15 protein-coding genes and 3 rRNA genes are annotated in these 24,081 nt (G+C 68.7%); 11 read left to right on the forward strand and 7 right to left on the reverse strand.

Translation table 11 applies throughout. The features are described from left to right. Positions 1 to 528: 528 nt before the first annotated feature. The 5 genes from NDAS_RS26385 to rrf all read left to right on the forward strand — a co-directional run bounded on the left by NDAS_RS26385 (position 529) and on the right by rrf (position 9,374). On the forward strand, positions 529 to 2,949 hold the full coding sequence (locus NDAS_RS26385) for a sodium-translocating pyrophosphatase (RefSeq protein WP_041553440.1): 2,421 nt from the start codon (positions 529 to 531) through the stop codon (positions 2,947 to 2,949). A 201-nt stretch (positions 2,950 to 3,150) separates the two neighbouring features. Continuing rightward, positions 3,151 to 3,624 carry a SixA phosphatase family protein gene (locus NDAS_RS26390; protein WP_013156322.1) on the forward strand — a complete coding sequence of 158 codons (474 nt, stop codon included), beginning with the start codon at positions 3,151 to 3,153 and terminating at the stop codon, positions 3,622 to 3,624. Between the two features lie 579 nt (positions 3,625 to 4,203). After that, a 16S ribosomal RNA gene (locus NDAS_RS26395) occupies positions 4,204 to 5,729 on the forward strand. A 328-nt stretch (positions 5,730 to 6,057) separates the two neighbouring features. After that, a 23S ribosomal RNA gene (locus NDAS_RS26400) occupies positions 6,058 to 9,155 on the forward strand. 103 nt (positions 9,156 to 9,258) lie between these two features. Then, positions 9,259 to 9,374: ribosomal RNA gene (gene rrf / locus NDAS_RS26405) — 5S ribosomal RNA — on the forward strand. Together the 16S, 23S and 5S rRNA genes form the textbook arrangement of a ribosomal RNA operon. A 286-nt stretch (positions 9,375 to 9,660) precedes the next feature. Here rrf and serB read toward each other — a convergent pair. Continuing rightward, the gene (serB, locus tag NDAS_RS26410; RefSeq protein ID WP_013156323.1) at positions 9,661 to 10,920 is read right to left on the reverse strand and encodes a phosphoserine phosphatase SerB; all 1,260 of its coding nucleotides are present in this window, start codon (positions 10,918 to 10,920) and stop codon (positions 9,661 to 9,663) included. 101 nt (positions 10,921 to 11,021) lie between these two features. Next, the gene (locus NDAS_RS26415) at positions 11,022 to 11,675 is read right to left on the reverse strand and encodes a DUF1707 SHOCT-like domain-containing protein (RefSeq protein ID WP_013156324.1); all 654 of its coding nucleotides are present in this window, start codon (positions 11,673 to 11,675) and stop codon (positions 11,022 to 11,024) included. Between the two features lie 368 nt (positions 11,676 to 12,043). On the opposite strand from NDAS_RS26415, the gene NDAS_RS26420 reads away from it, so the two are divergent. Continuing rightward, positions 12,044 to 13,621 carry a serine hydrolase domain-containing protein gene (locus NDAS_RS26420; RefSeq protein WP_013156325.1) on the forward strand — a complete coding sequence of 526 codons (1,578 nt, stop codon included), beginning with the start codon at positions 12,044 to 12,046 and terminating at the stop codon, positions 13,619 to 13,621. A 107-nt stretch (positions 13,622 to 13,728) separates the two neighbouring features. Here NDAS_RS26420 and NDAS_RS26425 read toward each other — a convergent pair whose 3' ends face one another. Continuing rightward, entirely contained in the window at positions 13,729 to 14,508 is a 780-nt protein-coding gene (locus tag NDAS_RS26425) for a hypothetical protein (protein ID WP_013156326.1), read from the reverse strand. 56 nt (positions 14,509 to 14,564) lie between these two features. On the opposite strand from NDAS_RS26425, the gene NDAS_RS26430 reads away from it, so the two are divergent. The 3 genes from NDAS_RS26430 to NDAS_RS26440 all read left to right on the forward strand — a co-directional run bounded on the left by NDAS_RS26430 (position 14,565) and on the right by NDAS_RS26440 (position 17,645). Then, positions 14,565 to 15,350, forward strand: a complete 786-nt coding sequence (locus NDAS_RS26430; RefSeq protein WP_013156327.1) for an ABC transporter ATP-binding protein — start codon at positions 14,565 to 14,567, stop codon at positions 15,348 to 15,350. Between the two features lie 403 nt (positions 15,351 to 15,753). Then, positions 15,754 to 16,677: an SPFH domain-containing protein gene (locus NDAS_RS26435; protein ID WP_013156328.1), complete on the forward strand. Its 924-nt coding sequence runs from the start codon at positions 15,754 to 15,756 to the stop codon at positions 16,675 to 16,677. A gap of 209 nt (positions 16,678 to 16,886) precedes the next feature. Continuing rightward, entirely contained in the window at positions 16,887 to 17,645 is a 759-nt protein-coding gene (locus NDAS_RS26440) for a sulfite exporter TauE/SafE family protein (protein WP_013156329.1), read from the forward strand. Positions 17,646 to 17,727: 82 nt separating this feature from the next. Here NDAS_RS26440 and NDAS_RS26445 read toward each other — a convergent pair whose 3' ends face one another. The 3 genes from NDAS_RS26445 to NDAS_RS26455 form a co-directional block, all read right to left on the reverse strand. Next, the gene (locus NDAS_RS26445; RefSeq protein ID WP_013156330.1) at positions 17,728 to 18,351 is read right to left on the reverse strand and encodes an HD domain-containing protein; all 624 of its coding nucleotides are present in this window, start codon (positions 18,349 to 18,351) and stop codon (positions 17,728 to 17,730) included. A gap of 210 nt (positions 18,352 to 18,561) precedes the next feature. After that, the gene (locus tag NDAS_RS26450; RefSeq protein WP_013156331.1) at positions 18,562 to 19,431 is read right to left on the reverse strand and encodes an alpha/beta hydrolase family protein; all 870 of its coding nucleotides are present in this window, start codon (positions 19,429 to 19,431) and stop codon (positions 18,562 to 18,564) included. Next, positions 19,425 to 20,015: a TetR/AcrR family transcriptional regulator gene (locus NDAS_RS26455; RefSeq protein ID WP_013156332.1), complete on the reverse strand. Its 591-nt coding sequence runs from the start codon at positions 20,013 to 20,015 to the stop codon at positions 19,425 to 19,427. Before NDAS_RS26455 ends, NDAS_RS26450 begins: the two co-directional genes overlap by 7 nt. Before the next feature lie 402 nt (positions 20,016 to 20,417). Here NDAS_RS26455 and NDAS_RS26460 point away from each other — a divergent pair, with 402 nt between their 5' ends. Continuing rightward, positions 20,418 to 21,875 (forward strand): aldehyde dehydrogenase (NADP(+)), encoded by a 1,458-nt coding sequence (locus NDAS_RS26460; protein ID WP_013156333.1) that lies wholly within the window; start codon positions 20,418 to 20,420, stop codon positions 21,873 to 21,875. 235 nt (positions 21,876 to 22,110) lie between these two features. On the opposite strand, the gene NDAS_RS26465 is transcribed toward NDAS_RS26460, so the two are convergent. Continuing rightward, complete coding sequence (locus NDAS_RS26465; RefSeq protein WP_013156334.1) at positions 22,111 to 22,728, reverse strand: hypothetical protein; 618 nt, start codon at positions 22,726 to 22,728, stop codon at positions 22,111 to 22,113. Between the two features lie 145 nt (positions 22,729 to 22,873). Here NDAS_RS26465 and add point away from each other — a divergent pair, with 145 nt between their 5' ends. Beyond that, positions 22,874 to 23,932: an adenosine deaminase gene (gene add, locus NDAS_RS26470; RefSeq protein WP_013156335.1), complete on the forward strand. Its 1,059-nt coding sequence runs from the start codon at positions 22,874 to 22,876 to the stop codon at positions 23,930 to 23,932. Positions 23,933 to 24,081: the final 149 nt, after the last annotated feature.

Here is a 24,081-nt window from a genome sequence, read left to right on the forward strand (position 1 = left end):
GACCGGTGGCGGACCCCGCGGAGGGCCCCGTGGCACCAGCACTTCCTGTGACTAGTGAGGTCTGTGTGGCCTGCGGGGCCGATTCACTTTTTGTGGGCTTATGCACGCTTTAGCGTTAACATCGCATTACGGCATTATGAGATGTTATATAAGCTGCATATCACTGAAAAAGGCATTTATCCTTTTCCTGAGATCACCGGAAGATCACATCTTCGGATTTTCTTGAGGAATGGCGGGCTCGGCTCTCACCTTTCTTTGTCGCCGTGCGTAGACTCCCCGGATCACCGCCCGTGAACACGTGGCACGGGCGGTACGCACCACAACCAAAGGTGGCACCGCTTCGACCCCGCCAAGCGTGCCGTCGAGCCAGCTCAGGCTCCTTCCGGACGGCGGTACGTCCACGACCGCGAGGACCGGCGCCCACAGGGCGAGCCGTTCCGCGCGTTCTCCCGTGGACGGGGCCGAAAAGGTCGTGCCCGTCTCAAGGAGGACGGATTGTCTGGGCTCAACCTCGCCGCTGAAGGCGGCATGGCCCTATCACTGGCAGGCACCGACTTCACCCTCGTCATCATCGTCATGGTGGTGGCCCTTCTGGCACTCGCCGTCGCGGGCGTGCTGGTACGTGAGGTCCTCGCCGCAGGGCAGGGCACAGAGCGAATGCGCGGCATCGCGCTCGCGGTGCAGGAAGGAGCGGCGGCCTACCTCAAACGACAGTTCCGCACCCTCGCGGTCTTCGTCGTCCTCATCCCGCTCCTGCTGCTCCTGCTCCCCGCCGACTCGTGGGCCATCGCGATCGGCCGGTCGGTCTTCTTCGCCCTCGGCGCCCTGCTGTCGGCGGCGACCGGATTCATCGGCATGTGGCTCGCCGTGCGCGGCAACGTCCGGGTCGCCGCGGCCGCCCGGGGCGGTGACGACGCCTCCAATCGCACCGCCATGCGCATCGCCTTCCGGACCGGCGGAGTGGCGGGCATGATCACCGTCGGCCTCGGCCTGTTCGGCGCGGCCCTCGTCGTCCTCCTCTACCGGGGCGACGCCCCCATCGTCCTGGAGGGCTTCGGCTTCGGCGCGGCCCTCCTCGCCATGTTCATGCGCGTGGGCGGCGGCATCTTCACCAAGGCCGCCGACGTCGGCGCCGACCTCGTCGGCAAGGTCGAGCAGGGCATCCCCGAGGACGACCCCCGCAACGCCGCCACCATCGCCGACAACGTCGGCGACAACGTGGGTGACTGCGCCGGCATGGCCGCGGACCTGTTCGAGTCCTACGCGGTCGTGCTCGTCGCCTCGCTGATCCTCGGCCGCGTCGCCTTCGGCACCGAGGGACTGGTGTTCCCGCTCCTCGTCCCCATGATCGGCGTGCTCACCGCCATCGTCGGCATCTTCCTGGTCGCCCCCCGCGCCAGGGACAAGACGGCGATGTCGGCGATCAACCGCGGGTTCTTCATCTCCGCGGCGATCTCCGCCGTGCTCGTCGTCGGCACCGCCTTCTGGTACCTGCCCTCCAGCTTCGACCAGCTCTCCGGCGTCAGCCCGCAGGTCCTGGCCGAGATCGAGGAGGCCGGGACCAACCCGGACCCGAGGATCCTCGCGGTCGCGGCGGTCCTCATCGGCCTCGTGCTCGCCGCCGCCATCCAGCTGCTCACCGGCTACTTCACCGAGACCGACCGGCGCCCCGTCCGCGAGATCGGCGACAGCTCCGAGACCGGCGCGGCGACCGTCATCCTCTCCGGCATCTCCGTCGGCCTGGAGTCGGCCGTCTACTCCGCCCTCCTCATCGCCGGAGCCGTCTACGCCGCGTTCCTGCTCGGCGGCGGCTCCATCACCCTGAGCCTGTTCGCCGTCGCCCTCGCCGGAACCGGCCTGCTCACCACCGTCGGCATCATCGTGGCGATGGACACCTTCGGCCCCGTCTCCGACAACGCCCAGGGCATCGCGGAGATGTCCGGCGACGTGGAGGGCCCGGGCGCGGAGATCCTCACCGGGCTCGACGCCGTCGGCAACACCACCAAGGCCATCACCAAGGGCATCGCGATCGCGACGGCGGTCCTGGCCGCGACCGCGCTCTTCGGCGCCTTCCGCACCTCCGTGCAGGCCCAGCTCGGCGACGCCGACGAGGCGTTCTCGCTCTCACTGGACCAGCCCGACGTGCTCGTCGGCGTCATCATCGGCGCCAGCGTGGTGTTCTTCTTCTCCGGGCTCGCCATCATGGCGGTCGGCCGGGCGGCGGGCCGCGTGGTCATGGAGGTGCGCGACCAGTTCCGCACCCGTCCGGGGATCATGGACGGCACGGAGAAGCCCGAGTACGCGCGCGTGGTCGACATCTGCACCAAGGACTCGCTGCGGGAGCTGGTCACCCCGGGCCTGCTGGCCGTCCTCGCGCCGATCGCGGTCGGCTTCGCCCTCGGCTACGCCCCGCTCGGCGCGTTCCTGGGCGGCGCCATCGCCGCGGGAGTGCTCATGGCCGTCTTCCTGTCCAACTCGGGCGGGGCCTGGGACAACGCCAAGAAGCTCGTCGAGGACGGCCACCACGGCGGCAAGGGCTCGGAGGCCCACGCCGCCACGGTCATCGGCGACACGGTCGGCGACCCCTTCAAGGACACCGCGGGTCCCGCCATCAACCCCCTGCTCAAGGTGATGAACCTCGTCGCCCTGATCGTGGCGCCCAGCGTGGTGATCTACGCCGACAACGTCGTCCTGCGGGCGGGGATCGCGGTGGCGGCCGTCGCCGTGCTCGTCGGCGCCATCCTGTGGTCCAAGCGCCGCGGGGGAGGCACCGAGACCGACCTCGCCGAGACCGGCGGCCGGTCCGCGCCCAAGGGCGCCCCGGAGACCGGAGGCGGAGCCCCGCCGAAGGGTGAGGTCTCCCCTGCCGGGGACGGCGGTGTCGGCGGGGACGCCGCGGACGGCGCCGACGACCGCAAGGAGGAGGCCCGCGCCGGAGAGGGGAAGTAGGTAGGGAGCACCGACCTCCGCGGCCGCCCGGGTAGCCCCCGGGCGGCCGCGCCCGTGTGGGAGCGGGGCCTAACCTGGGAACACAGCCGAGCGAGCGAAGGGGTGGTTCCCGGTGTCCGGGATGAAGGGACTGTTCGTCATCGTGGGTGCCATGGTGGCGTTCATCGTGGCCCTCTCCGTCGTCGCGACGGCGGTCTCCCCGTGAGCGGCGCGCGGAGGCTGCTGCTGATGCGGCACGCCCAGGCCGAGAACGGGTTCGAGGACTTCGAACGCGGTCTCACCGACCGGGGCCGGAGCCAGGCCGAGGCGGTCGGCCGCCTGCTCGCCGAGCGGGGGTACGTGCCCGACCACGTCATCTGCTCCGCGGCCAGGCGAACGCGGCAGACGCTGGACGGTGTGCTCGGGGCCATGGAAGCGGGGGTCCGCCCGGAGGTGGACTACTCCGAGGCGGCGTACTCGGCGGGGGTGGACACACTCCTGGAGCTGGTGAACCAGGTGGATCCCGACGCGGGGACGGTCCTGGTCGTCGCGCACAACCCGACGGTGGCCCAGCTGGCTGGCGCCTTCCTGGGGAATCCGGTTGCCTATCCACCGGCCACGGTCGCGGCCGTCGAGCTGGAGGTGGAGTGGCTCTACGCCGCCCCGGGAACCGGTTCCGGCACACTGCTGAGCTAGTGTGACCCACGACACGTCAACTTCGAGTTGCCGGACCCCCGGGCCGCGGGTAATGTACTCCGAGTCGCCACCGAACGGCCCAGGGCCGCGAGGGGCTGCGACACCCTTCCGAGCGAAACGAACGCGATTTTCTGCGGGCGTGCCGGATACCCCTCCTCCCTCCGAATCACCGTTCCGAGCACTGCTTCGGTGCGGGTAGGCTCGGAGGGCGCTTCCAAGGAAACACGGAAGCGAAACAGGAAACGGGCTTTACCCCGATCAGAAACACCCCGAACCGCCGATTTGGCGGGGCGCGGAACACCTGATAAAGTAAAGACACAACAAAGCGGAAACGCACAACGCCTTCGGCGGAAAAGCTCACAGCAGCTTGTACACGAAGAGCGGTTGTTTCTTGAGAACTCAACAGCGCGTGTTTGATTTTCTTTAAGCCATGTTTGTTTTGGCCCCGTCACACAGAACCACTCGGTTCGTGTGCGGAGGTTCCTTTGATTAGCCGGGGTGACCCGGTTGGTCAGGATTACTTCTAGGTTTACCCGCCCAGACGGCTCCTTCGGGGGACGCGGGTCGGGTTGAGTGACCTTTATGGAGAGTTTGATCCTGGCTCAGGACGAACGCTGGCGGCGTGCTTAACACATGCAAGTCGAGCGGTAAGGCCCTTCGGGGTACACGAGCGGCGAACGGGTGAGTAACACGTGAGCAACCTGCCCCTGACTCTGGGATAAGCGGTGGAAACGCCGTCTAATACCGGATACGACCCGCCACCTCATGGTGGAGGGTGGAAAGTTTTTCGGTCAGGGATGGGCTCGCGGCCTATCAGCTTGTTGGTGGGGTAACGGCCTACCAAGGCGATTACGGGTAGCCGGCCTGAGAGGGCGACCGGCCACACTGGGACTGAGACACGGCCCAGACTCCTGCGGGAGGCAGCAGTGGGGAATATTGCGCAATGGGCGAAAGCCTGACGCAGCGACGCCGCGTGGGGGATGACGGCCTTCGGGTTGTAAACCTCTTTTACCACCAACGCAGGCTTCCAGTTCTCTGGAGGTTGACGGTAGGTGGGGAATAAGGACCGGCTAACTACGTGCCAGCAGCCGCGGTAATACGTAGGGTCCGAGCGTTGTCCGGAATTATTGGGCGTAAAGAGCTCGTAGGCGGCGTGTCGCGTCTGCTGTGAAAGACCGGGGCTTAACTCCGGTTCTGCAGTGGATACGGGCATGCTAGAGGTAGGTAGGGGAGACTGGAATTCCTGGTGTAGCGGTGAAATGCGCAGATATCAGGAGGAACACCGGTGGCGAAGGCGGGTCTCTGGGCCTTACCTGACGCTGAGGAGCGAAAGCATGGGGAGCGAACAGGATTAGATACCCTGGTAGTCCATGCCGTAAACGTTGGGCGCTAGGTGTGGGGACTTTCCACGGTTTCCGCGCCGTAGCTAACGCATTAAGCGCCCCGCCTGGGGAGTACGGCCGCAGGCTAAAACTCAAGGAATTGACGGGGGCCCGCACAAGCGGCGGAGCATTGTTGCTTAATTCGACGCAGCGCGAAGAACCTTACCAAGGTTTGACATCACCCGTGGACTCGCAGAGATGTGAGGTCATTTAGTTGGCGGGTGACAGGTGGGGCATGGCTGTCGTCAGCTCGTGTCGTGAGATGTTGGGTTAGTCCCGCAACGAGCGCAATCCTTGTTCATGTTGTCAGCATGTATGGTGGGGACTCTTGGGAGACTGGCCGGGGTCAACTCGGAGAAGGGTGGGGATGACGTCAGTCTCATGCCCCTTATGTCTGGGCTGCAAACATGCTACAATGGCCGGTACAATGGGCGTGCGATACGTAAGGTGGAGCGAATCCCTAAAAGCCGGTCTCAGTTCGGATTGGGGTCTGCAACTCGACCCCATGAAGGTGGAGTCGCTAGTAATCGCGGATCAGCAACGCCGCGGTGAATACGTTCCCGGGCCTTGTACACACCGCCCGTCACGTCATGAAAGTCGGCAACACCCGAAACTTGCGGCCTAACCCCTTGTGGGAGGGAGTGAGTGAAGGTGGGGCTGGCGATTGGGACGAAGTCGTAACAAGGTAGCCGTACCGGAAGGTGCGGCTGGATCACCTCCTTTCTAAGGAGTCTTTACAGGTCGGCATTACTTCTACAGCCGGCCGGACTCGAAAGTGGACCTGGTGCTGCGTGCAGTATCCAGGATGGCTCAAAGACAAATTGAACTTGACCTCGGGCGACTAGAAGCGTCCGGGGGCGCGCTGTTGGGTGTCTGAGGAAACAACCTCCGGCCTGGGTCCTTTGGGGTCTGGTCGGGTGTTGGTTCCCGCGGACCGCCTCCGAGAACTCTCGGGTCCTTGCCGTTGTGGTTGGGGATGTGAGTGGTGTTGGGGTATGCGGTTGGTGTTTTGATTTGTGAATAGTGTGCGCGAGCATCTTATTATCTGTAGTGGCCAAGTGATAGTGGCACACGGTGGATGCCTTGGCACCAGGCGCCGATGAAGGACGTGGGAGGCCGCGATAGGCCACGGGGAGCTGTCAACCGAGCTGTGATCCGTGGGTGTCCGAATGGGGAAACCTAGCCCGAGTTGTGTCGGGTTGCCGCCATCTGAATGTATAGGGTGGTTGGTGGTGACGCGGGGAAGTGAAACATCTCAGTACCCGCAGGAAGAGTAAACAACAGTGATTCTCCTAGTAGTGGTGAGCGAACGGGGAAGAGGCTAAACCGTAGGCGTGTGATAGACGGCAGTCGTTGCGTTTGCGGGGTTGTGGGACATATCTGTTCAGGTCTGCCGGCCTGGAGCGTTGATGTCGGTGTTAGTTGAAACCGTTGGGAAGCGGTACCGGAGTGGGTGAGAGTCCCGTAGATGAAGGTACCGGCTAGACGTTGATGTGTTCCCGAGTAGCGCGGAGCCCGTGAAAGTCCGTGTGAATCTGGCAGGACCACCTGCTAAGCCAAAATACGTCCTGGTGACCGATAGTGCACTAGTACCGTGAGGGAAAGGTGAAAAGTGCCCCGGTGAGGGGTCGTGAAATAGTACCTGAAACCGTGTGCTGTCAAGCCGTCAGAGCTGAAGCTTGTCTTTGGTGATGGCGTGCCTTTTGAAGAATGAGCCTGCGAGTCATGGTGTGTGGCGAGGTTAACCCGGGTGGGGTAGCCGTAGGGAAACCGAGTCTGAATAGGGCGATTTGAGTCGCATGCTGTGGACCCGAAGCGGAGTGATCTACCCATGTCCAGGGTGAAGCGGGGGTAAGACCTCGTGGAGGCCCGAACCCACCAGGGTTGAAAACCTGGGGGATGAGGTGTGGGTAGGGGTGAAAGGCCAATCAAACTCCGTGATAGCTGGTTCTCCCCGAAATGCATTTAGGTGCAGCGTCGCGTGTTTCTTGCTGGAGGTAGAGCTACTGTTTGGCTGATGGGCCCGACAAGGTTACTGACGTCAGACAAACTCCGAATGCCGGTTAAGTGAAGCGTGGCAGTGAGACTGCGGGGGATAAGCTTCGTAGTCGAGAGGGAAACAGCCCAGATCATCAGCTAAGGCCCCTAAGCGTGTGCTAAGTGGGAAAGGTTGTGGAGTTGCTGAGACAACCAGGAGGTTGGCTTAGAAGCAGCCATCCTTTAAAGAGTGCGTAATAGCTCACTGGTCAAGTGGTTCTGCGCCGATAATGTAGCGGGGCTAAAGCACACCGCCGAAGCTGTGAAGCTCACACGCATGTGTGGGTTGGTAGGGGAGCGTCGTGCGTCCGGTGAAGCTGCCGAGTGATCGTGTGGTGGAGGGCGTGCGAGTGAGAATGCAGGCATGAGTAGCGATAGCAACGTGAGAAACGTTGCCGCCGATTGACTAAGGGTTCCTGGGGCAGGTTAATCCGCCCAGGGTGAGTCTGGACCTAAGGCGAGGCCGACAGGCGTAGTCGATGGATAACGGGTTGATATTCCCGTACCCGTGCACGAGCGTCCAGTACTGAATCAGGTGATGCTAACCACGCTGGTGGTCTTGGGTCCCTTCGGGGAGCTTTGACTTACTGGTCTGGGAACCGAGCTTGTAGTAGGTAAGTGATGGGGTGACGCAGGAGGGTAGCTCTACCCGGCGGTGGTTGTCCGGGGGTAAGCGTGTAGGCTGAGAGGTTGGCAAATCCGCCTCTTATATGAGCTGAGACGTGATGCCGAGCCGTTTTTGGTGAAGTGAGTGATCCCATGCTGTCGAGAAAAGCCTCTAGCGAGTTCGTGTGTGGCCAGTACCCTAAACCGACGCAGGTGGTCAGGTAGAGAATACCGAGGCGTTCGGGTGAACCATGGTTAAGGAACTCGGCAAATTGTCCCCGTAACTTTGGGAGAAGGGGAGCCCTGTCTGGTGACGGATCTTGCATCCTGAAGCTGGGTGGGGTCGCAGATAGCGGGGGGAAAGCGACTGTTTTATTAAAAACACAGGTCCGTGCGAAGTCGTAAGACGCTGTATACGGGACTGACGCCTGCCCGGTGCTGGAACGTTAAGAGGACTGGTTAGTGGGGGTTCGCCCTTGCGAAGCTGGGAATCTAAGCGCCAGTAAACGGCGGTGGTAACTATAACCATCCTAAGGTAGCGAAATTCCTTGTCGGGTAAGTTCCGACCTGCACGAATGGCGTAACGACTTCCCCACTGTCTCAACCATGGGCCCGGTGAAATTGCACTACGAGTAAAGATGCTCGTTTCGCGCAGCAGGACGGAAAGACCCCGGGACCTTCACTATAGCTTGACATTGGTGTTTGGGATGGTTTGTGTAGGATAGGTGGGAGCCGGTGAAGCTGTCACGCTAGTGGCGGTGGAGGCGTTGGTGAAATACCACTCTGACTGTTTCGGGCATCTAACTTTGGACCGTGATCCGGTTCGGGGACAGTGTCTGGTGGGTAGTTTAACTGGGGCGGTTGCCTCCCAAAGAGTAACGGAGGCGCCCAAAGGTTCCCTCAGCCTGGTTGGTAATCAGGTGTTGAGTGTAAGTGCACAAGGGAGCTTGACTGTGAGACGGACGTGTCGAGCAGGAGCGAAAGCTGGGACTAGTGATCCGGCACCGGCGTGTGGAAGCGGTGTCGCTCAACGGCTAAAAGGTACCCCGGGGATAACAGGCTGATCTTCCCCAAGAGTCCATATCGACGGGATGGTTTGGCACCTCGATGTCGGCTCGTCGCATCCTGGGGCTGGAGTTGGTCCCAAGGGTTGGGCTGTTCGCCCATTAAAGCGGCACGCGAGCTGGGTTTAGAACGTCGTGAGACAGTTCGGTCCCTATCCGCTGTGCGCGTTGGAGACTTGAGAAGGGCTGTCCCTAGTACGAGAGGACCGGGACGGACGAACCTCTGGTGTGCCAGTTGTCCTGCCAAGGGCATGGCTGGTTGGCTACGTTCGGGAGGGATAACCGCTGAAAGCATCTAAGCGGGAAGCTTGCTTCGAGATGAGGTCTCCTGCCTCCTTGAGGGGGTAAGGCTCCCTATAGACGATGGGGTTGATAGGCCGGGTGTGGAAGCCTTGTGAGGGGTGGAGCTGACCGGTACTAATAGGCCGAGGGCTTGTCCGCTGCAGATAATTGGATGTTCGCGCACACTTTTCACGGAGCTTGCTGCTCACTGTGATTCCCTGTCCTTTGGGGTGGGTGGAGTTGGGTGGGTGGTGTGTGGTTTCCGTGGTGGTTATTGCTGGAGGGTCACACCCGGTCTCTTTCCGAACCCGGTCGTTAAGTCTCTTTGCGCTGATGGTACTGCCCTGTGGTGGGGTGGGAGAGTAGGTCGCTGCCACGGTTTTTCGTTGAGGGGGGTCGCCTTGTGGGGCGGCCCCCCTTTGTTTTTGTGGTGGGGGAGGGGTGCCTGCAAGGCGGCCTGCCCCTCTTTTTTGTGGTGGTGTTTGTGCGTTTGTGAACGCGGGGGTGGGCGTGTGGGGGTGCGGGTTTCCGGGTGGGCCCCCCTGTTTCCAGTCAACCGGGTGCGGGGGTGGCGGTGCCAGAGCGTCTCGCGTCCTGTGGACAAAAGGCCCCGTTCCCGGGTGTGGGAGCGGGGCCTGGTGGTTTCGGGGAGCCAGCCGGAGACGTCAGTCGTGCGGCACCGAATCCGACACCGGATTGATCTGGTCCCGCATGTCCGCGGCCTCGATCTCCTCCCGGGTGATTCCGAGGATGAACGCGATCGTGTCCAGGTAGGGCACGCTCACCGAGGTGTCGGCCTGCTGCCGCACGACCGGCTTGGCGTTGAACGCCACGCCCAGCCCCGCCGCCTGCAGCATGTCCAGGTCGTTCGCGCCGTCGCCCACGGCCACGGTCTGCTCCAGGGGCACACCGGCCTCCGCGGCGAACCGCTCCAGGGTGGTCGCCTTGCCCTTGCGGTCGATGATCGGCCCCACCAGTTCGCCGGTGAGCTTGCCGTCGACGATCTCCAGGGTGTTCGCGGCGGCGTAGTCCAACCCGAGGCGCTCCACGAGCACGTCCGTGAACTGGGTGAAGCCGCCGCTGACGATCCCGCACTCGTACCCCAGGCGCTTCAGGGTGCGGACCAGCGTCCTGGCGCCCGGTGTCAGCTGGATCTCCTCGCACACCTTGGGAATGGCGGAGGCGTCCAGGCCCCTCAGCAGCATCACCCGGCGGCGCAGCGACTCCTCGAAGTCCAGCTCGCCGCGCATGGCCTCCTCGGTGACCCGGGCGACCTCGTCCGCGCATCCGGCGTGCGCGGCCAGCAGCTCGATGACCTCGCCCTGGATCAGCGTGGAGTCCACGTCCATGACGATGAGGTGCTTGGCCCGCCGGTGCAGGCCGCTGGGCTGCACGGCCACGTCCACCCCCTGGGTGGACCCCTCCATGGCGAGTTCGGCGCGCAGCTGGTCGGCGTCACCGCCGGAGATCTCCATCTCCACGGAGGTCACCGGGAAGCTGGACAGCCGCTCGATCCGGTCGATGTTCGCGCCCGCGCGCGCGACGCACGAGGTGAGGGCGCCCAGGGCGCCGGGACGCAGCGGGTCGGCCAGGACGGTCACGTGCAGCCGGTCGTGGACGACCGCCTTCACGCGGCCGTTGTCCTTCCCTCCGCTCTTGCCGTAGCCGACCTCCATGTCGAGGTCGATGGCGGTCTTGTCGAGCGCGTTGCGGACCTCCTCGAAGACCCGCGAGGGACTCACACCGGGAGCCACCCGCTCGTCCACCTCCAGGACCGCGCCCAGCACGAGGCGGCCCGCGAGGACCACCTGTTCCAGGTCGGCGATGGTCACCGGAAAGACGGAGAGGGTGCTCAGCAGACGAGCACTGATGCCCGGACGGTCGTGGCCGGTCACCGTCACCAACAGCGTGGATTTCTCATTCATGGCGGTGTCCACGGTACTCGGCCGTCCCGGAGGGGCGTCGCGCAGGGCTGACCCTTTTCCCAGCTAGTTCACTATGTGGACAGCTGTAGGCGCGACGTACGTCACCTGTCCTTCCGACTCTTCTTCTTTCGCTTGGGGCCCTTGGCCTTGACGTCCACCCCGCCCAGCATGCAGGTTCCCGTCAGACGGACGACCGGGGCGTTCGGATCGGTGACCTGGTCCGTTCCGTGCAGATCGGCGCCGCCCAGGATCCCGGACGTGTTGTTGATCACCCTGACCCCGTGGGGCACGACGATGTCCACTCCGCCCATGATCACCGCGACCTGGATGGTCACCTCGTGCTGGCTGAGCACAGCCTCGCGCAGGTCCAGTTCCACCCCGCCGCACAGCACGGACACGTTCGTGCGCGGCTCGACCAGCCAGCGGCCCTTGCGCTCGCAGCCGCCGAACACCGCGACCAGGTTCTCCGAGCCCTTGCTCTGTCCGGCCAGGTCACGCGCCTCGCTGCCCAGGATCTCCATGCCGCTGGGCGCGTCGGAACGCCGTTCCATCGACGCGTAGTCGTACCCGTGGCCGGGCGCGGGCAGGTCCTCCACGATGGGTCCGAGCTCGCCCATGGTCTTGGCCCTGTAGAGGGTGTCCAGTCGCTCCTCGTGCTCGACCGGTGTCAGCCGCCCCTCGGCCAGGGCCTCGCGCAGCCGCTCGGCAACCTTGTCCCGGTCCGCGTCGGAGGCTCGGATGTGCTCGGGCTGCATGATGACGGGTCTCCTCGTTCCTTCCGTGGGGCCGGGGATCCGGCCGACCACACAACCAGTATCGGTATTCTCCGCCTTCCCGGGATCAGGTAACGCCCCTGGCCCGACCCCGAGAATTCCGTTCCCCGTCCCAGGGTGTTCCCGCCCCCCTCCAGAGTGGCCCGCGAGAGCACGCGGAACAACCCCCGCCCCGTCCTTGCTCAACGCCTCAGCGTCCGACCGGCCGCGGGTCCGGCCGGACGCGTGCCGGGACCGGGCACGGGACCGCGGGGTGGTGCGCACCGCAGGGCCGCGGTGGCGGGGACCCCAGGACGGTTCCGGGGCCCGCACCATGGAGGGCGCCCCGCCGCCCTCCCTAGCGTGGCCGCATGACTCCCGACCCACACGCCCGTCCCCGCCCAGATCCACTCCCGGGACGGGTTCCACACCCGGGGCCACGCGGCGGACACCGCGTCCTCAGCGTCCTGGGAGCCGCCGCGCTGCTGCTCCTGCACGCGGCCCCCGCCTCCGCCGAACCCCTGCGGACCCCGGCCCCCGCCGCGGTCGACGCCCTCGTGGAGGAGTACCGGGAGGCCACCGGCCTTCCCGGCGCGGCGGTGGTCCTGACCCACGGCACGGAGGTCGTCCACGCGCAGGGGTACGGCACCACCCCCGGCGGGGAGCCCGTCACCGAGCGCACACCCATGGCCGTGGCCTCGGTGAGCAAGTCCTTCACCGCGCTGGCGGTCCTCCAGCTGGTCGAGGCGGGAGAGCTCGGCCTGGACGACCCGCTGCGGGAGCACCTGCCCGAGTTCACGATGGCCGACCCCCGCGCGGCGCGGATCACCGTCCGCCAGCTGCTCGACCAGACCTCCGGCATGTCCGACTCCGAGTTCGCCTCCTACAGCCGGGGCCGGAGCACCCTCACCCTGCGCCAGTCCGTCGAGGACCTGCGCGACGCGGGTCTGGCCGCCGAACCCGGCACGCGGTGGGAGTACCACAACCCCAACTTCCAGGTCGCCGCCCGCCTGGTCGAGGTGGTCGGCGGGCGGTCCTTCGCCGACCACCTGGACGAGCGGGTCCTCTCGCCGCTGGGGATGGACGACACCACCACCGTCGACACCGACCTCGACCTGCCGTCCGGCGCGCGCGGCCACATCAGCGTGCTCGGACTCCCGTTCCCGGCGGACGAACCCCCCGGGTTCGGCAACGGCTCGGGCGGCGTCATCAGCACCGCCGCGGACATGGGCGCGTGGCTCGTCGCCCACAACAACGGCGGTCGGGGCCCCGGCGGGGAACGGATCCTGTCCGAGGAGGGGATCGAGGCCCTGCACACCCCCTCGCCGGTCTCCGGGGGCTCCTACGCCCTGGGGTGGTCGACGGACGAGACCGGTTCGGGGGCGCCGGTGGTCGAGCACAGCGGCAACCTGATGACCGCCACCGCGCACCAGGCGCTGCTGCCCGAGAGCGGTCACGGTGTGGCGGTCATGGCCAACAGCGGGTCGGCGGGCAGCGGCGCCTCCGCCCTGGCCGCCGCGCTCGTGGAGCTGATCGACTCCGGGCGTGCGCCCGTACCGCCGACGGGAACGCTGGTGCTGGTCGCGGACGCCGTCCTGCTCGCCCTGGGCGCCGCCGCCGTACCGCTCGCCTGGCGCGGCGTCCGGCGCGCGGGTGACTGGGCCCGCGCACGCGGGGGGCGCCCGTGGTGGGCCGCGGCGGCGCGCCTGCTGCCCTGCACCGCGCCGCCGCTGCTGCTGGCGGTCCTGCACGAGGTGGTCGGGTGGCTCTACCGGGGCAGGGACGTGGCGTGGTTCCAGGTGCCCTACCTCTTCACGTCCTTCTGGGCGGCCCTCGCCCTACTCGCCCTGGCCTGTGCGACGGTCGCCTCGGTCCGCGTCGTCCGTCTGGTGTCGGTGCGCCGTGGAACAGGCGGTACCGGCGGGAGAGCGGAGCGCGCGTCGGGCTGAGCGACCGGGGCCGCCCGGTCGCCCGGGGGCGGGCACGGCCGTCCCGGCTTCCCGTTCGTTCCCGGACCGGGATCCCGTGCTCGCCTCCCGGCCGCTCCCGGGTCCGCTCAGCGCCCCGGAACGCCCCGGTCGGACGGGTCGATCGCCCCGTGCGCGGCCACCAGGGCCCTGCGCACCGCCGCGTCGAGCCTGCGCAGCCCCTCGGAGCGGGCCGTGGCCTGGTGGGCGGTCAGTCCCCGTCCCGACGACGGCTCGGCCAGCTCCACCACCCCGGCCAGCCGTGCCGCCTGCTCCGCCACACGGTGCGCCCGGGGCGGGTACCCGCGCGCCAGCGAGGGCGGGCCGCCGTCCAGTTCGCCCAGTCTTCGGTGCACGTCCGGTGCGAACGGGGCGACGTCGTCCACGCCCTCCATTGCCCGGGCGGCCTCGATGAGGGCGAGCTTCAGCGCCTGCTCCGCCTCGGCCAGGCCGGGTACCTGCGGCAGTGCGTCGTTCGCCGGATACGGTGTCCACGAAACGCCCACATAGGATGAACCACGCCGGTCGGCGGAGGGCACCAGGCCCACCTGCCGGTCGGCGAGCCGCACCAGCACCCCCTCCCGCGCCTCGACGGCGGCCTGGTTGAGTTCCTTGGGGCCCACGAGCCCGAGGGGATCGCCCCAGGTGGGCAGGGCCAACCGGAAGGCGGACAGCCCCAGGCCGCGCAGCCGTGTCAGTGCGGCCCGCAGCGGTACGCCGCTGTCGAAGGGCAGGTCCACTGCCGGTACTGTCCCGATCAGGTTGGGACCACCGCGCCGCTCGACGGCGTCGACGGCCTCGTCGAGGCCGACGTGTCCGGCCAGCCAGGCGTTGCCCCAGGCGACGAGTGGTGCGGACGAGAGATGCATTGCTTCAGGGTAGGGCGGCCCGTGCACCGGCGTGGGACGTGACGTGAGGGAGGACGATGGACGGGCGTGTTCTGGGCCTGAGCGGGGTCACGGTGCGGAGGGGCGACGCCCATCTGCTGGACGGGGTGGACTGGACGGTCCTGGAGGGCGAGCGCTGGGTCGTCCTGGGCCCCAACGGTGCGGGCAAGACCACACTGCTCAACGTGGCCTACAGCCAGACGCACCCGACCGCGGGCGAGGTGGAGATCCTCGGTGAGCGGCTGGGCCGGGTGGACGTGTTCGAGCTGCGTCCGCTCATCGGCTACGCGGGCGCCTCGGTGGCGTCGCGGATCGAGGAGGGCACCGAGGTCCTCGACATCGTGCTGAGCGCCGCCTACGGCTACGTGGGCCGCTTCCGCGAGGAGTACGGGAACCCGGACTACGGCCGCGCCCGCGCCCTGCTGGGCCACTGGGGCGTCGCCGACCTGGCCGACCGCCGGTTCCACACCCTCTCCGAGGGCGAGCGCAAGCGCGTGCTCATCGCCCGTGCGCTGATGTCGGACCCGGAGCTGCTGCTCCTGGACGAGCCCGCCGCCGGGCTGGACCTGGGCGGCCGTGAGGACCTGGTGCGCCGTCTGGGGAGCCTGGCCCGCAACGAGGCCGCGCCCGCGCTGGTGGTGGTGTCCCACCACGTGGAGGAGATCCCCGCAGGGACCACGCACGCCCTGCTGCTGCGCGGGGGTTCGGTGGTGCAGGCCGGTCCGATCGACGGGGTCCTGACCGCGGACCACCTGTCGGAGACCTTCGGGCTCGCGCTGAAGGTGGAGAGGGACGGCGAGCGCTGGAGCGCCCGGGCGGTCTGAGGGTCCGGGCCGCCTGGGGGCTGGCGGCACGGGTGCGCCGGAGTCCGTCCGGGCGGATGCCCCGGCCCGGGCCCCGGGCGTGCGGACACCCGGCCCTCCGGGCAGGTGTTCCGTCCGTGCGTATGAGCCCCGACGACAGATTCCCTCTTATTGGATTGCATTAACGGAGCAAATGTATTGACCATAAACAGTGTTTCTGTCCGGATGTGGTCGCCCCGGCGCATATGGGGTAGCGTCAGCGGACGGTGAGCGGATCGCTCCATTTCGGCGCGCTTTATGATCTTCGGGTGGGCGGGGCCGCCGGGTGCGGTCCGTGCCCGCCTGTCACCCCCGTCTGGAGATCCGGAGCTGCCCAGATGCCGATACCGAATGACGTCCTCCGTCCGGAAACCGGGGCGGCCCCATGACCATGATCATCATCGTGGCGCTTTTCGTCGCGGTTCTTCTGCTCGTCTTCTGGCGGAGCGTGCGTATCGTCCCGCACTCGATGGAGGACGTCGTCGAGCGTTTCGGTAAGTTCCACCGGACGTTGAGCTCGGGTTTCAACATCGTCATCCCCGGTGTGGACCACGTGCGCGAACGCATCGACCGCCGCGTCCAGGTCGTGAGCTTCCCGCCGCAGTCGGCCATCACCGAGGACAACCTCGCGGTCGAGGTCGACTCGGCGGTCTACATCAGGGTCGTGGACGCCTACCGGGCCACCTACGAGGTGGCCAACTTCATCCAGGCCGTCGAGCAGCTGACCCTGGCCACGCTGCGCAACGTCATCGGCGGCATGAACCTGGAGGGGACGCTCACCTCCCGGGACGCGATCAACCGCGAGCTGAAGGCCGTGCTGGACGAGGCCACCAGCGACTGGGGCATCGAGATCAGCCGCATCGAGCTCAAGGGCATCGAGCCGCCGTCCTCCGTGCAGGAGGCGATGGAGATGCAGATGCGCGCCGACCGCGAGAAGCGCGCCCAGCTGCTCAGCGCCGAGGGCGAGAAGCAGTCCGCGGTCCTGCGCGCCGAGGGTGAGCGCTCGGCCGCGGTGCTGCGGGCCAGGGGCGCGGCCGAGGCGCAGGCGCTCACCTCCAAGGCCGACGCCGAGGCACAGACCACCCGGGCCCGCGGTGAGGCCGACGCCATCCACATGGTGTTCAAGGCCCTGCACACCAGCCGGGTCGACCCGGACGTGCTGGCCTACCACTACCTCCAGAAGCTCCCGGAGATCGCCCGGGGCGACGCCAACAAGGTGTGGGTCGTCCCGGCCGAGATGGGCCAGGCGCTCAAGGGGGTCAGCGCCGCGTTCGACCGGCTGCGCGACGACGTGGTCCGGGCCCCCTGACCCGGCTCCGCCGCCCGGCCGCCCGCCCGCCCCGCGAACCGGTTCCGCGGCGTCGGACCGGCTGACTGAGGGCCGGACCGCGAGGGCCCGAGCCCGGTCCAGTACCGGGCTCGGGCCCTCCGCGTATCCCGGCATGATCATCCGATGACCCGCTCTCGTAGTCTGTTGTCGTCCTCGACCGTCGGGGGCGGACAGGGAGAGCTGGGCGGATGGAACTCTGGGAGGCGGCGGTCATCCTTCTCGCCGGTGTGGCGGCCGGCGGGATCAACGCCATCGCGGGGTCGGGGACGCTGTTCACCTTCCCCGTGCTCCTGGCGCTCGGCTACCCGCCGATCACGGCGACCGTCTCCAACAGCATCGGCCTGGCCCCCGGGACGCTCAGCGGCACCATCGCCTACCGCCGGGAGCTGGCGGGCCAGCGCGCCCGCATCCTCCGGCTGGGCAGCATGTCCTTCCTCGGAGCGGTGACCGGCGCCCTGCTGCTGATCTACCTGCCTCCGGGCGTGTTCGAGGCCGTGGTGCCGTTCATGATCGGCCTCGCCTGCGTGCTGATCGTCCTCCAGCCGCGCATCACCCGGTGGGTCCGCTCGCGCAGGCCCGCCCACAGGGACGGCGGCCCTCTGCTGCCGCTGGGCGCCTACGCGACCGGCGCCTACGGCGGCTACTTCGCCGCCGCCCAGGGGATCATCCTCATGAGCATCCTGGGCACCGCCCTGGACGAGGAGATCCAGCGGCTCAACGCCCTGAAGAACATGCTCGCCACCATCGTCAACACCACGGCCTCGGTGTTCTACATCGTCCTGGCCGAGCCCGCCTGGCCGGTGGTCGGCCTCATCGCCTGCGGGACCATCATCGGCGGGTACCTGGGCGGAAGGTTCGGGCGCAAGCTCAGCCCGGCCGCCCTGCGGGTGTGCCTGGTCCTGGTGGGACTGTCCGCCGCGGTCCAGATCATCATGGGCCGGGTCTGACCCCGCCCCGCCGATCCCCTCGCATGGACCCGCCGCCCTCCGCGACGCCCCGTGAGAGGGCTTCGCGCCGGGCCCCGTCGGGTCAGGTCCGGAAGTACCCGCGGCGGTCGGCGTCGTCCACCAGGGCGGTCGCGTAGGCGCCCAGCGCCTCCGACCCCTCCTGGATCAGTTTGACCTTCTCCATCACCTGCGCCCGGGTGATCCCGAAGCGCACCCACGTGCCGCCCTCGTTGTGCCAGTTGGCGAGCATGGGCGAGAGCCGGTCGACCGCGCGGGCGAACCGCGCCTCGGCGGTGGCGCGCGCCTCGAACTCCTCCCACAGCTCGCGGGCCCGCTCGGCCTGGTCCTCGGGCAGGAGGGGGAAGATGCGGTCGGCCGCGGCCCGCTCGCGCTCCGCCTGGGTCCGGGAGTTGACGGTGTCGAAGAGGAAGGTGTCCCCGGCGTCGATCTCGACGATGTCGTGGAGGACGAGCATCTCGACAACGCGGTCGATGTCGGTGCCCTCGGGCGCGTACTCGGCGAAGGTGCGGGCTGACAGGGCCAGGTGCCAGGAGTGCTCGGCCGAGTTCTCCCGCCGGGAGCCGTCCACCAGGAGGGACTGCCGCAGGATGCGCTTGAGTTTGTCGGCTTCCAGAAGGAAGCGGAGTTGCGCGTTCAACCGCTCGTTGTCGACCCCGCTGGCAAAGACCGGTGCCGGTTCCGTCACGTGGTTCGCCCTCCTGAAGGATGAGTCGAAACGGTCAGGTGGGCCGCTCTCGCGGCCGCCACTGGATGATCCCATGGAACGCGCACCAGCTGTCGCGGCGGCGTCCGTTGAGGGGACGCCGGAGGAGGTGCCAGGGTGCACCCGGTGAACGGGGGGTTTCGCACCGGACCGGAAAGCGGACGAAGCGCCCGGCGGGGCCCGCCGGAGCCCCTACTCGGCCGTCCGGACCTGGTCGGAAGACCTGAGGTGCTGGTGGAACCACTCGGTCAGCGCCCGGTCGGTGAGGACGCCGGCCGGGGTGAGCGGGCCGGGTCGCAGGCCCGGCTCCGGACCGATGGCGTGGGCCAGGTCGGGGACCACGATGTGACGGAGCGCATGTTCGGGTGCGTGGGCCGCCACGGCGTCGTGCAGCGACCGGCCGTGCTCGGGGGGCACGACCTCGTCCCGGCTCCCGCTGACGACGAGCAGGGGGACGCGGTCGCGGGAGACCTCCTCGGCGCGGGCGCCGAAGTCCAGCCAGTCGCGGGTGCTCAGGGCCTGCTCGGTCCACTCGTAGGCCGTGCCGGTGCGCCGCTCCCGCGCGGCGATGACCAGGGCGGGGTCCACGACCGGGTTGACGACGGCGGCGGCGCCGACGGGCAGGCGCCCCTCGGCCAGGGTGAGCAGGACGGCCGCGGCGCCGGCGCCCACGCCGACCAGCCCGACGGGCGCGTCGGTGACGGGGAAGGCGGCGCGCAGTTCGGCGGTGACGCGGTGGAGCTCGGCGGCGGCCTCCTCCACCACCGGGCCGAACAGTTCGACGAGGTAGTCGCGCTCGCCGCGCCGGTTGATCTCGGCGACGCCGCCCTCGGGGAGCCGGGCCCCGAACAGGGGCAGGCCCAGGTAGACCCGCCAGGCCGGGAGCGGGGCCATGGGCACGGTTCCGGCCAGGGCGGCCTCGGCCCGGGGAGGCTCGAAGGCGTGCAGGCCCAGCACGAGCGGGGCCGGGACGTCACCGCTGGCGGGCGGAAGGGCCAGGAAGGGCACTCCGGCGGCCGTTCCGGTGACAGGCCGGGAGAGGGTGCCGGCGTCGGCTACCACGGATGGTCGCCTCCGTTGCGTTGGGAGAAGTGGGACAGGTAACTGCTGACCAGGTGCTTGGCCTCGCGGACGAGCGCGGGGTCGCCCTCGGGGTCGTCGCGGAAGGCGAGCTTGAGCACGGCGTCCGCGGCCTCGACGGCGACGTCGATGGCCCGGTCGAGTTCCTCATTGTCGGGGATGCCTGTGACAGAGACGATGATCCTGCGCAGGCGGATGGAGATGACGCGGTTGTTGTCGGCGCCTCCGTTGAGGAGGCGTGTGTCGACGATGTCACCGAAGTGCAGGCTGCGGAAGCCCGGCACGTGGCGGTGCATGTCGATGTACTCGTCGACCACCGCGTCCACGGCCAGGGTCCAGTGGCTGAAGGAGGCGTCGGCGAGGCGCTCGGTGACGCGCGTGCCGAACTGGTCGAGGAAGCGCAGACCGAGGGCCTGGGTGATGGCCTTCTTGTCCGGGAAGAACTGGTAGACGGAGCCGATGGCGACCCCGGCGCGCTCGGCGATCCTGGTCGTGGAGAGGTTGTCGTAGCCGACCTCGTCGAGGAGTTCGGCGCAGCAGTCGAGCATGCGCTGGACCCTGAGCATGCTGCGCTGCTGGGCGGGCAGCCTCCGCAGCGGCGCCTGCGCGAAGGCGAGTTCGTCGTGGGCGACGCTGGCTCGTCCACGGCCCTCGCGTGACGCGTGGTCGCTCCCCGTGCTGCCTGGGGAGCGTCGTGACCGCGGGGGTGTTGAGCTTCGGGAGTTTGTCGTCACAGCTCCTATGATGCCTTTCCGGAATCACCTGGTTCCGGGGAAATTCCAGTTTCGTTCCACCGCCCCTCCCGGAGCGGGGCCAGCGGTCCGCAGCGGGGGGAGCTCCGGCCGGGGGCTCCCGGACGCTGCGTGCGCGGAGCGCGCCCCGCGTTTGGATAGCGCTTTCCTGTTCGGCTCTGGCATGGTTGGATCAGGGCCGACGCAGCGTACACACCCTCCTGGAGGCTGAGAGCCATGACCACCGCCCCGGACACCACGCCGGAGGAACTCGACGCCGTGATGGAACGGGCCGCCGCGGCGGCGCCGCTCCTGGCCGCGCTCACCCCGGGCGAGCGCGCCGGGCTGCTGCGCGCCGTCGCCGACGCCCTGGACGGCGCGGCCGACGAGCTCGTGCCGATCGCGATGGAGGAGGCGCACTACCCCGAGGCGCGCTGCCGGGGGGAGCTGGGCCGCACCACCTTCCAGCTGCGCCTGTTCGCCGAGACCCTGGAGGAGGGCTCCTACCTGGAGGCCGCCGTGGACCCGGCCGACCCCGACTGGGGCACCCCGCGCCCGGACGTGCGCCGCCTGCTGGTCCCGCTGGGGCCGGTGGTGGTGTTCGGGGCGAGCAACTTCCCGTTCGCGTTCGCCACGGCCGGAGGCGACAGCGCCTCCGCCCTGGCCGCCGGATGCCCCGTGGTCGTCAAGGCCCACCCCGGGCACCTCCGGCTCGCCCGGCGCACCGCGGAGATCGTGGTCGCGGCGCTCGACGGCGTCGGGGCGCCCGAGGGCGGTTTCGCCCTGGTCGAGGGGGTGGAGACGGGCAAACGCGCGGTCACCCACCCGCTCACCCGGGCCGTGGGCTTCACCGGGTCCATCCCCGGCGGGCGGGCCCTGTTCGACCTGGCGGTCTCGCGACCGGACCCGATCCCCTTCTACGGGGAGCTCGGCAGCGTGAACCCGGTGTTCGTCACCCGCGCTGCCGCCGCTGCGCGCGGCGACGAGATCCTGGGCGGGTACGCGGACTCGGCCACCATGGGCTCGGGCCAGTTCTGTACCAAGCCCGGCGTGCTGTTCGTGCCGGAGGAGACCAAGCTCGACGCCCTCGTCGCCGACTTCGGCGGGCGCGCCGCCGCCCCGCTGCTCAACGAGCGGGTCTCCGAGGGCTTCGTGCGCGGGCTGGACGCCCTGAGCGCCCACCCGGCCACCGAGGTGCTGGTCCAGGGCGTGCGCACCGGTGACGACTGGACCCCGTCCCTGCTGCGCACCGACCTGGACTCCCTGCTGGAGAACGCCGAGACCCTCCTGGAGGAGTGCTTCGGCCCGGCGACGCTCGTGGTCACCTACCCCGACGAGCGGCGGCTGCTGGAGGCGGCCGGGGTGTTCGGCGGCCAGCTCACCGTGACCGTGCACGGCGAGGAGGACGACGAGATCGCGCCCGCGCTGCTGGCGCTGGGCGCGTCCCTGGCCGGACGGGTGCTCTGGAACAGCTGGCCTACCGGGGTGGCGGTCACCCACGCCATGACCCACGGCGGCCCCTACCCGGCCACCACCGCGCCGCTGCACACGTCGGTGGGCACCACGGCGGTCCGTCGCTTCCTGCGCCCGGTCACCTACCAGTCGGTGCCGCAGTCGCTGCTGCCCCGGGAGCTGCGCGACGACAACCCGCTGGGCGTGCCGCGCCGCGTGAACGGCGCCGCTCCCTCCGCCTGACCAACTCGCCGGGCGCGTCGGCCGACGCGCCCGGCGAGTGCCGTGCCCGGCGGGTGCGCCGTCGGTGGTCCGACCGCGGACGTGCCGGACGCGGCTTCGGGGGTCCGTGTGCGGCGGGGGCCGGCCCCCGGGCCGGCACAGGGGCGAAGGAGCACGCCGAGGGGACGTGCCGGGCCGCCTTCCGGAGCGGTCGGCGCGTCGTACGCGGAGTCGTGAGGGGCGCGGTGAGCGGGTCCTAGGAGTGCCGTCCTCCGGCGGCGTAGTGGTCGTAGGCGTCGCGGACCGCCTCGGCGCAACGCCTGTCCCGAGCCGCCATGGACGGGTGGAGGAGCACGAACAGCACGTTGCACAGGAGGGTGAAGAGGAGCCACCCGGTCTCCACGGAGAGGCCCTCCGTGGACAGCCACCACACCAGGAATCCTGCCTGTACGCACGACACCGCCGCCCAGATGGCGGACGTGCGGCGGGGGAACCGGATTCCGTACTCCCTCAGTTTTCGTTCGGCCATGATCCGGGCCAGCCAGTTGGTCCCGGGGTCGGGACACAGCACCCCCTCCGCCACCAGCTTCTCGGCCATGGCCAGCCGGTACGGATCGGCGTCGGGCGGCAGGGGGACGTCACCGAAGGAGCGGCGCGTCCCCCGGGCTGCCAGTTCACCGGCGAGCGCGGTCGCCCCGACGACCAGGGCCAGCCCGGCGCCGGAGTAGGCGAGGAACCGCTCGGGGGTGTCCGCGAGGTGGGCGGTCGGGATCAGACAGATCAGCCACAGGGCGAGGAGGACGGCGCCGAAGGCCACGTAGGGAGCGAGGCGCGGACTGGTCTGCGCGCGGATCAGGTTGCGCGCGCGGAACACGGCGGTGCTCGACGGGGGACGCGGAGACCGCGGCGGGGGCTGGGGGATCACCTCCTCACCGTATCCGGGCCCGCTTCTGACGGACGGCTGTGAACTTGACCGGCAGGGGCTTGGGGCGGCTCCCCGGCACGCGTAACTTGTCGCCATGCACACACACTCCACGCCTCCCGACGTCGAGGCGCTCATCCGGGACCTGCCCAAGGTGGAGCTGCACGTCCACCTGGAGGGGTCGATGCCCGCCGACACACTGTTCGACCTCGCCCGCAGGCACGGCGTCACCGACGTCCCCGACACCCCGGAGGCGCTCCGGGACTGGTACGTCTTCACCGACTTCCCGCACTTCGTCGAGGTCTACCTCGCCTCGGTCGCGACCCTGCGCGAGGAGCAGGACTTCGCACTCCTGGCCTCGGCGGTCGCCGAACGCCTGGCCGCGCAGAACGTGCGCTATGCCGAGATGCACGTCAGCCTCTACACCCACCTGATGCGCGGGGTGCCCGCCCGCGTGGTCTTCGACGGCATCGAGGAGGCTCGCCGCGCGGCCGAGAGCCGGCACGGCATCCAGTTGCGGTGGATCCCCGACTTCCCCGCCGACTTCGGCCTGGAGAGCGCGGAGGCCACCGTGGAGGCGGTCCTGCGCGACGCGCCGCCCAGCGTCGTCGGCTTCGGCGTCGGCGGAGTGGAGACCCCGCTGGAGCAGTACGCCGGGGTGTTCGGCAGGGCGCGGGCCGCCGGACTGGCCAGCCTGCCGCACGCCGGTGAGCACGGCGGTCCCGAGCGGGTACGCGAGGCCCTGGACGCGCTCGGCGCCGAGCGCATCGGCCACGGCATCGACTCCATGCGCGACGAGGCGCTGGTCGGCCGCCTGGCGGAGGGGCGGATCCCGGTGGACGTCAGCCCCACCTCCAACGTGTGCACCCGCGCCGTGGCCGAGCTGGGCGACCACCCGCTGCCCCGCATGCTGGAGGCCGGTCTGCTGGTCACCCTCAACACCGACGACCCGACCATGTTCGGCACCGACCTGAACGGCGAGTACCGTGCCGCGCACACCCTGGGCCTGGACGCCGCCGACCTGGTCGGGCTCGCCGCGAACGGCGTGCACGCCTCCTACCTGGGCGCGGCCCGCCGCCACGCGCTGCTGGCCGAGATCGGCGAGGTCGCCGCGCGCCACGGCGTCGACCCGGTGAGGGTCGCGGCGCTGCGCTAGCGTCCTGGCCGGAGCTGCCGCCGGTGTGACGTGCGGGTCCGCGAACGGCCGCCGTGGTCCCAGGCGGGTGAGGACGGGTTGCATGCACGTTCCGGTGGGCGGGGGAAGCGGGGCATGTCCTGATGAGCGGGACGCACCTCACACGCTTC

The sequence above is a fragment of the Nocardiopsis dassonvillei subsp. dassonvillei DSM 43111 genome (assembly GCF_000092985.1).
In the GTDB taxonomy this organism is placed as follows: domain Bacteria; phylum Actinomycetota; class Actinomycetes; order Streptosporangiales; family Streptosporangiaceae; genus Nocardiopsis; species Nocardiopsis dassonvillei.

Excerpts from the sequence above, each read along its gene's own strand:
- NDAS_RS26385 (WP_041553440.1), top strand. The coding sequence starts at position 529 with ATGGCCCTATCACTGGCAGGCACCGACTTCACCCTCGTCATCATCGTC.
- NDAS_RS26460 (WP_013156333.1), top strand. The coding sequence starts at position 20,418 with ATGACCACCGCCCCGGACACCACGCCGGAGGAACTCGACGCCGTGATG.
- NDAS_RS26420 (WP_013156325.1), top strand. The coding sequence starts at position 12,044 with ATGACTCCCGACCCACACGCCCGTCCCCGCCCAGATCCACTCCCGGGA.
- add (WP_013156335.1), top strand. The coding sequence starts at position 22,874 with ATGCACACACACTCCACGCCTCCCGACGTCGAGGCGCTCATCCGGGAC.
- NDAS_RS26435 (WP_013156328.1), top strand. The coding sequence starts at position 15,754 with ATGACCATGATCATCATCGTGGCGCTTTTCGTCGCGGTTCTTCTGCTC.
- NDAS_RS26440 (WP_013156329.1), top strand. The coding sequence starts at position 16,887 with ATGGAACTCTGGGAGGCGGCGGTCATCCTTCTCGCCGGTGTGGCGGCC.
- NDAS_RS26455 (WP_013156332.1), bottom strand. The coding sequence starts at position 20,015 with ATGCTCAGGGTCCAGCGCATGCTCGACTGCTGCGCCGAACTCCTCGAC.
- serB (WP_013156323.1), bottom strand. The coding sequence starts at position 10,920 with ATGAATGAGAAATCCACGCTGTTGGTGACGGTGACCGGCCACGACCGT.
- NDAS_RS26430 (WP_013156327.1), top strand. The coding sequence starts at position 14,565 with ATGGACGGGCGTGTTCTGGGCCTGAGCGGGGTCACGGTGCGGAGGGGC.
- NDAS_RS26415 (WP_013156324.1), bottom strand. The coding sequence starts at position 11,675 with ATGCAGCCCGAGCACATCCGAGCCTCCGACGCGGACCGGGACAAGGTT.
- NDAS_RS26425 (WP_013156326.1), bottom strand. The coding sequence starts at position 14,508 with ATGCATCTCTCGTCCGCACCACTCGTCGCCTGGGGCAACGCCTGGCTG.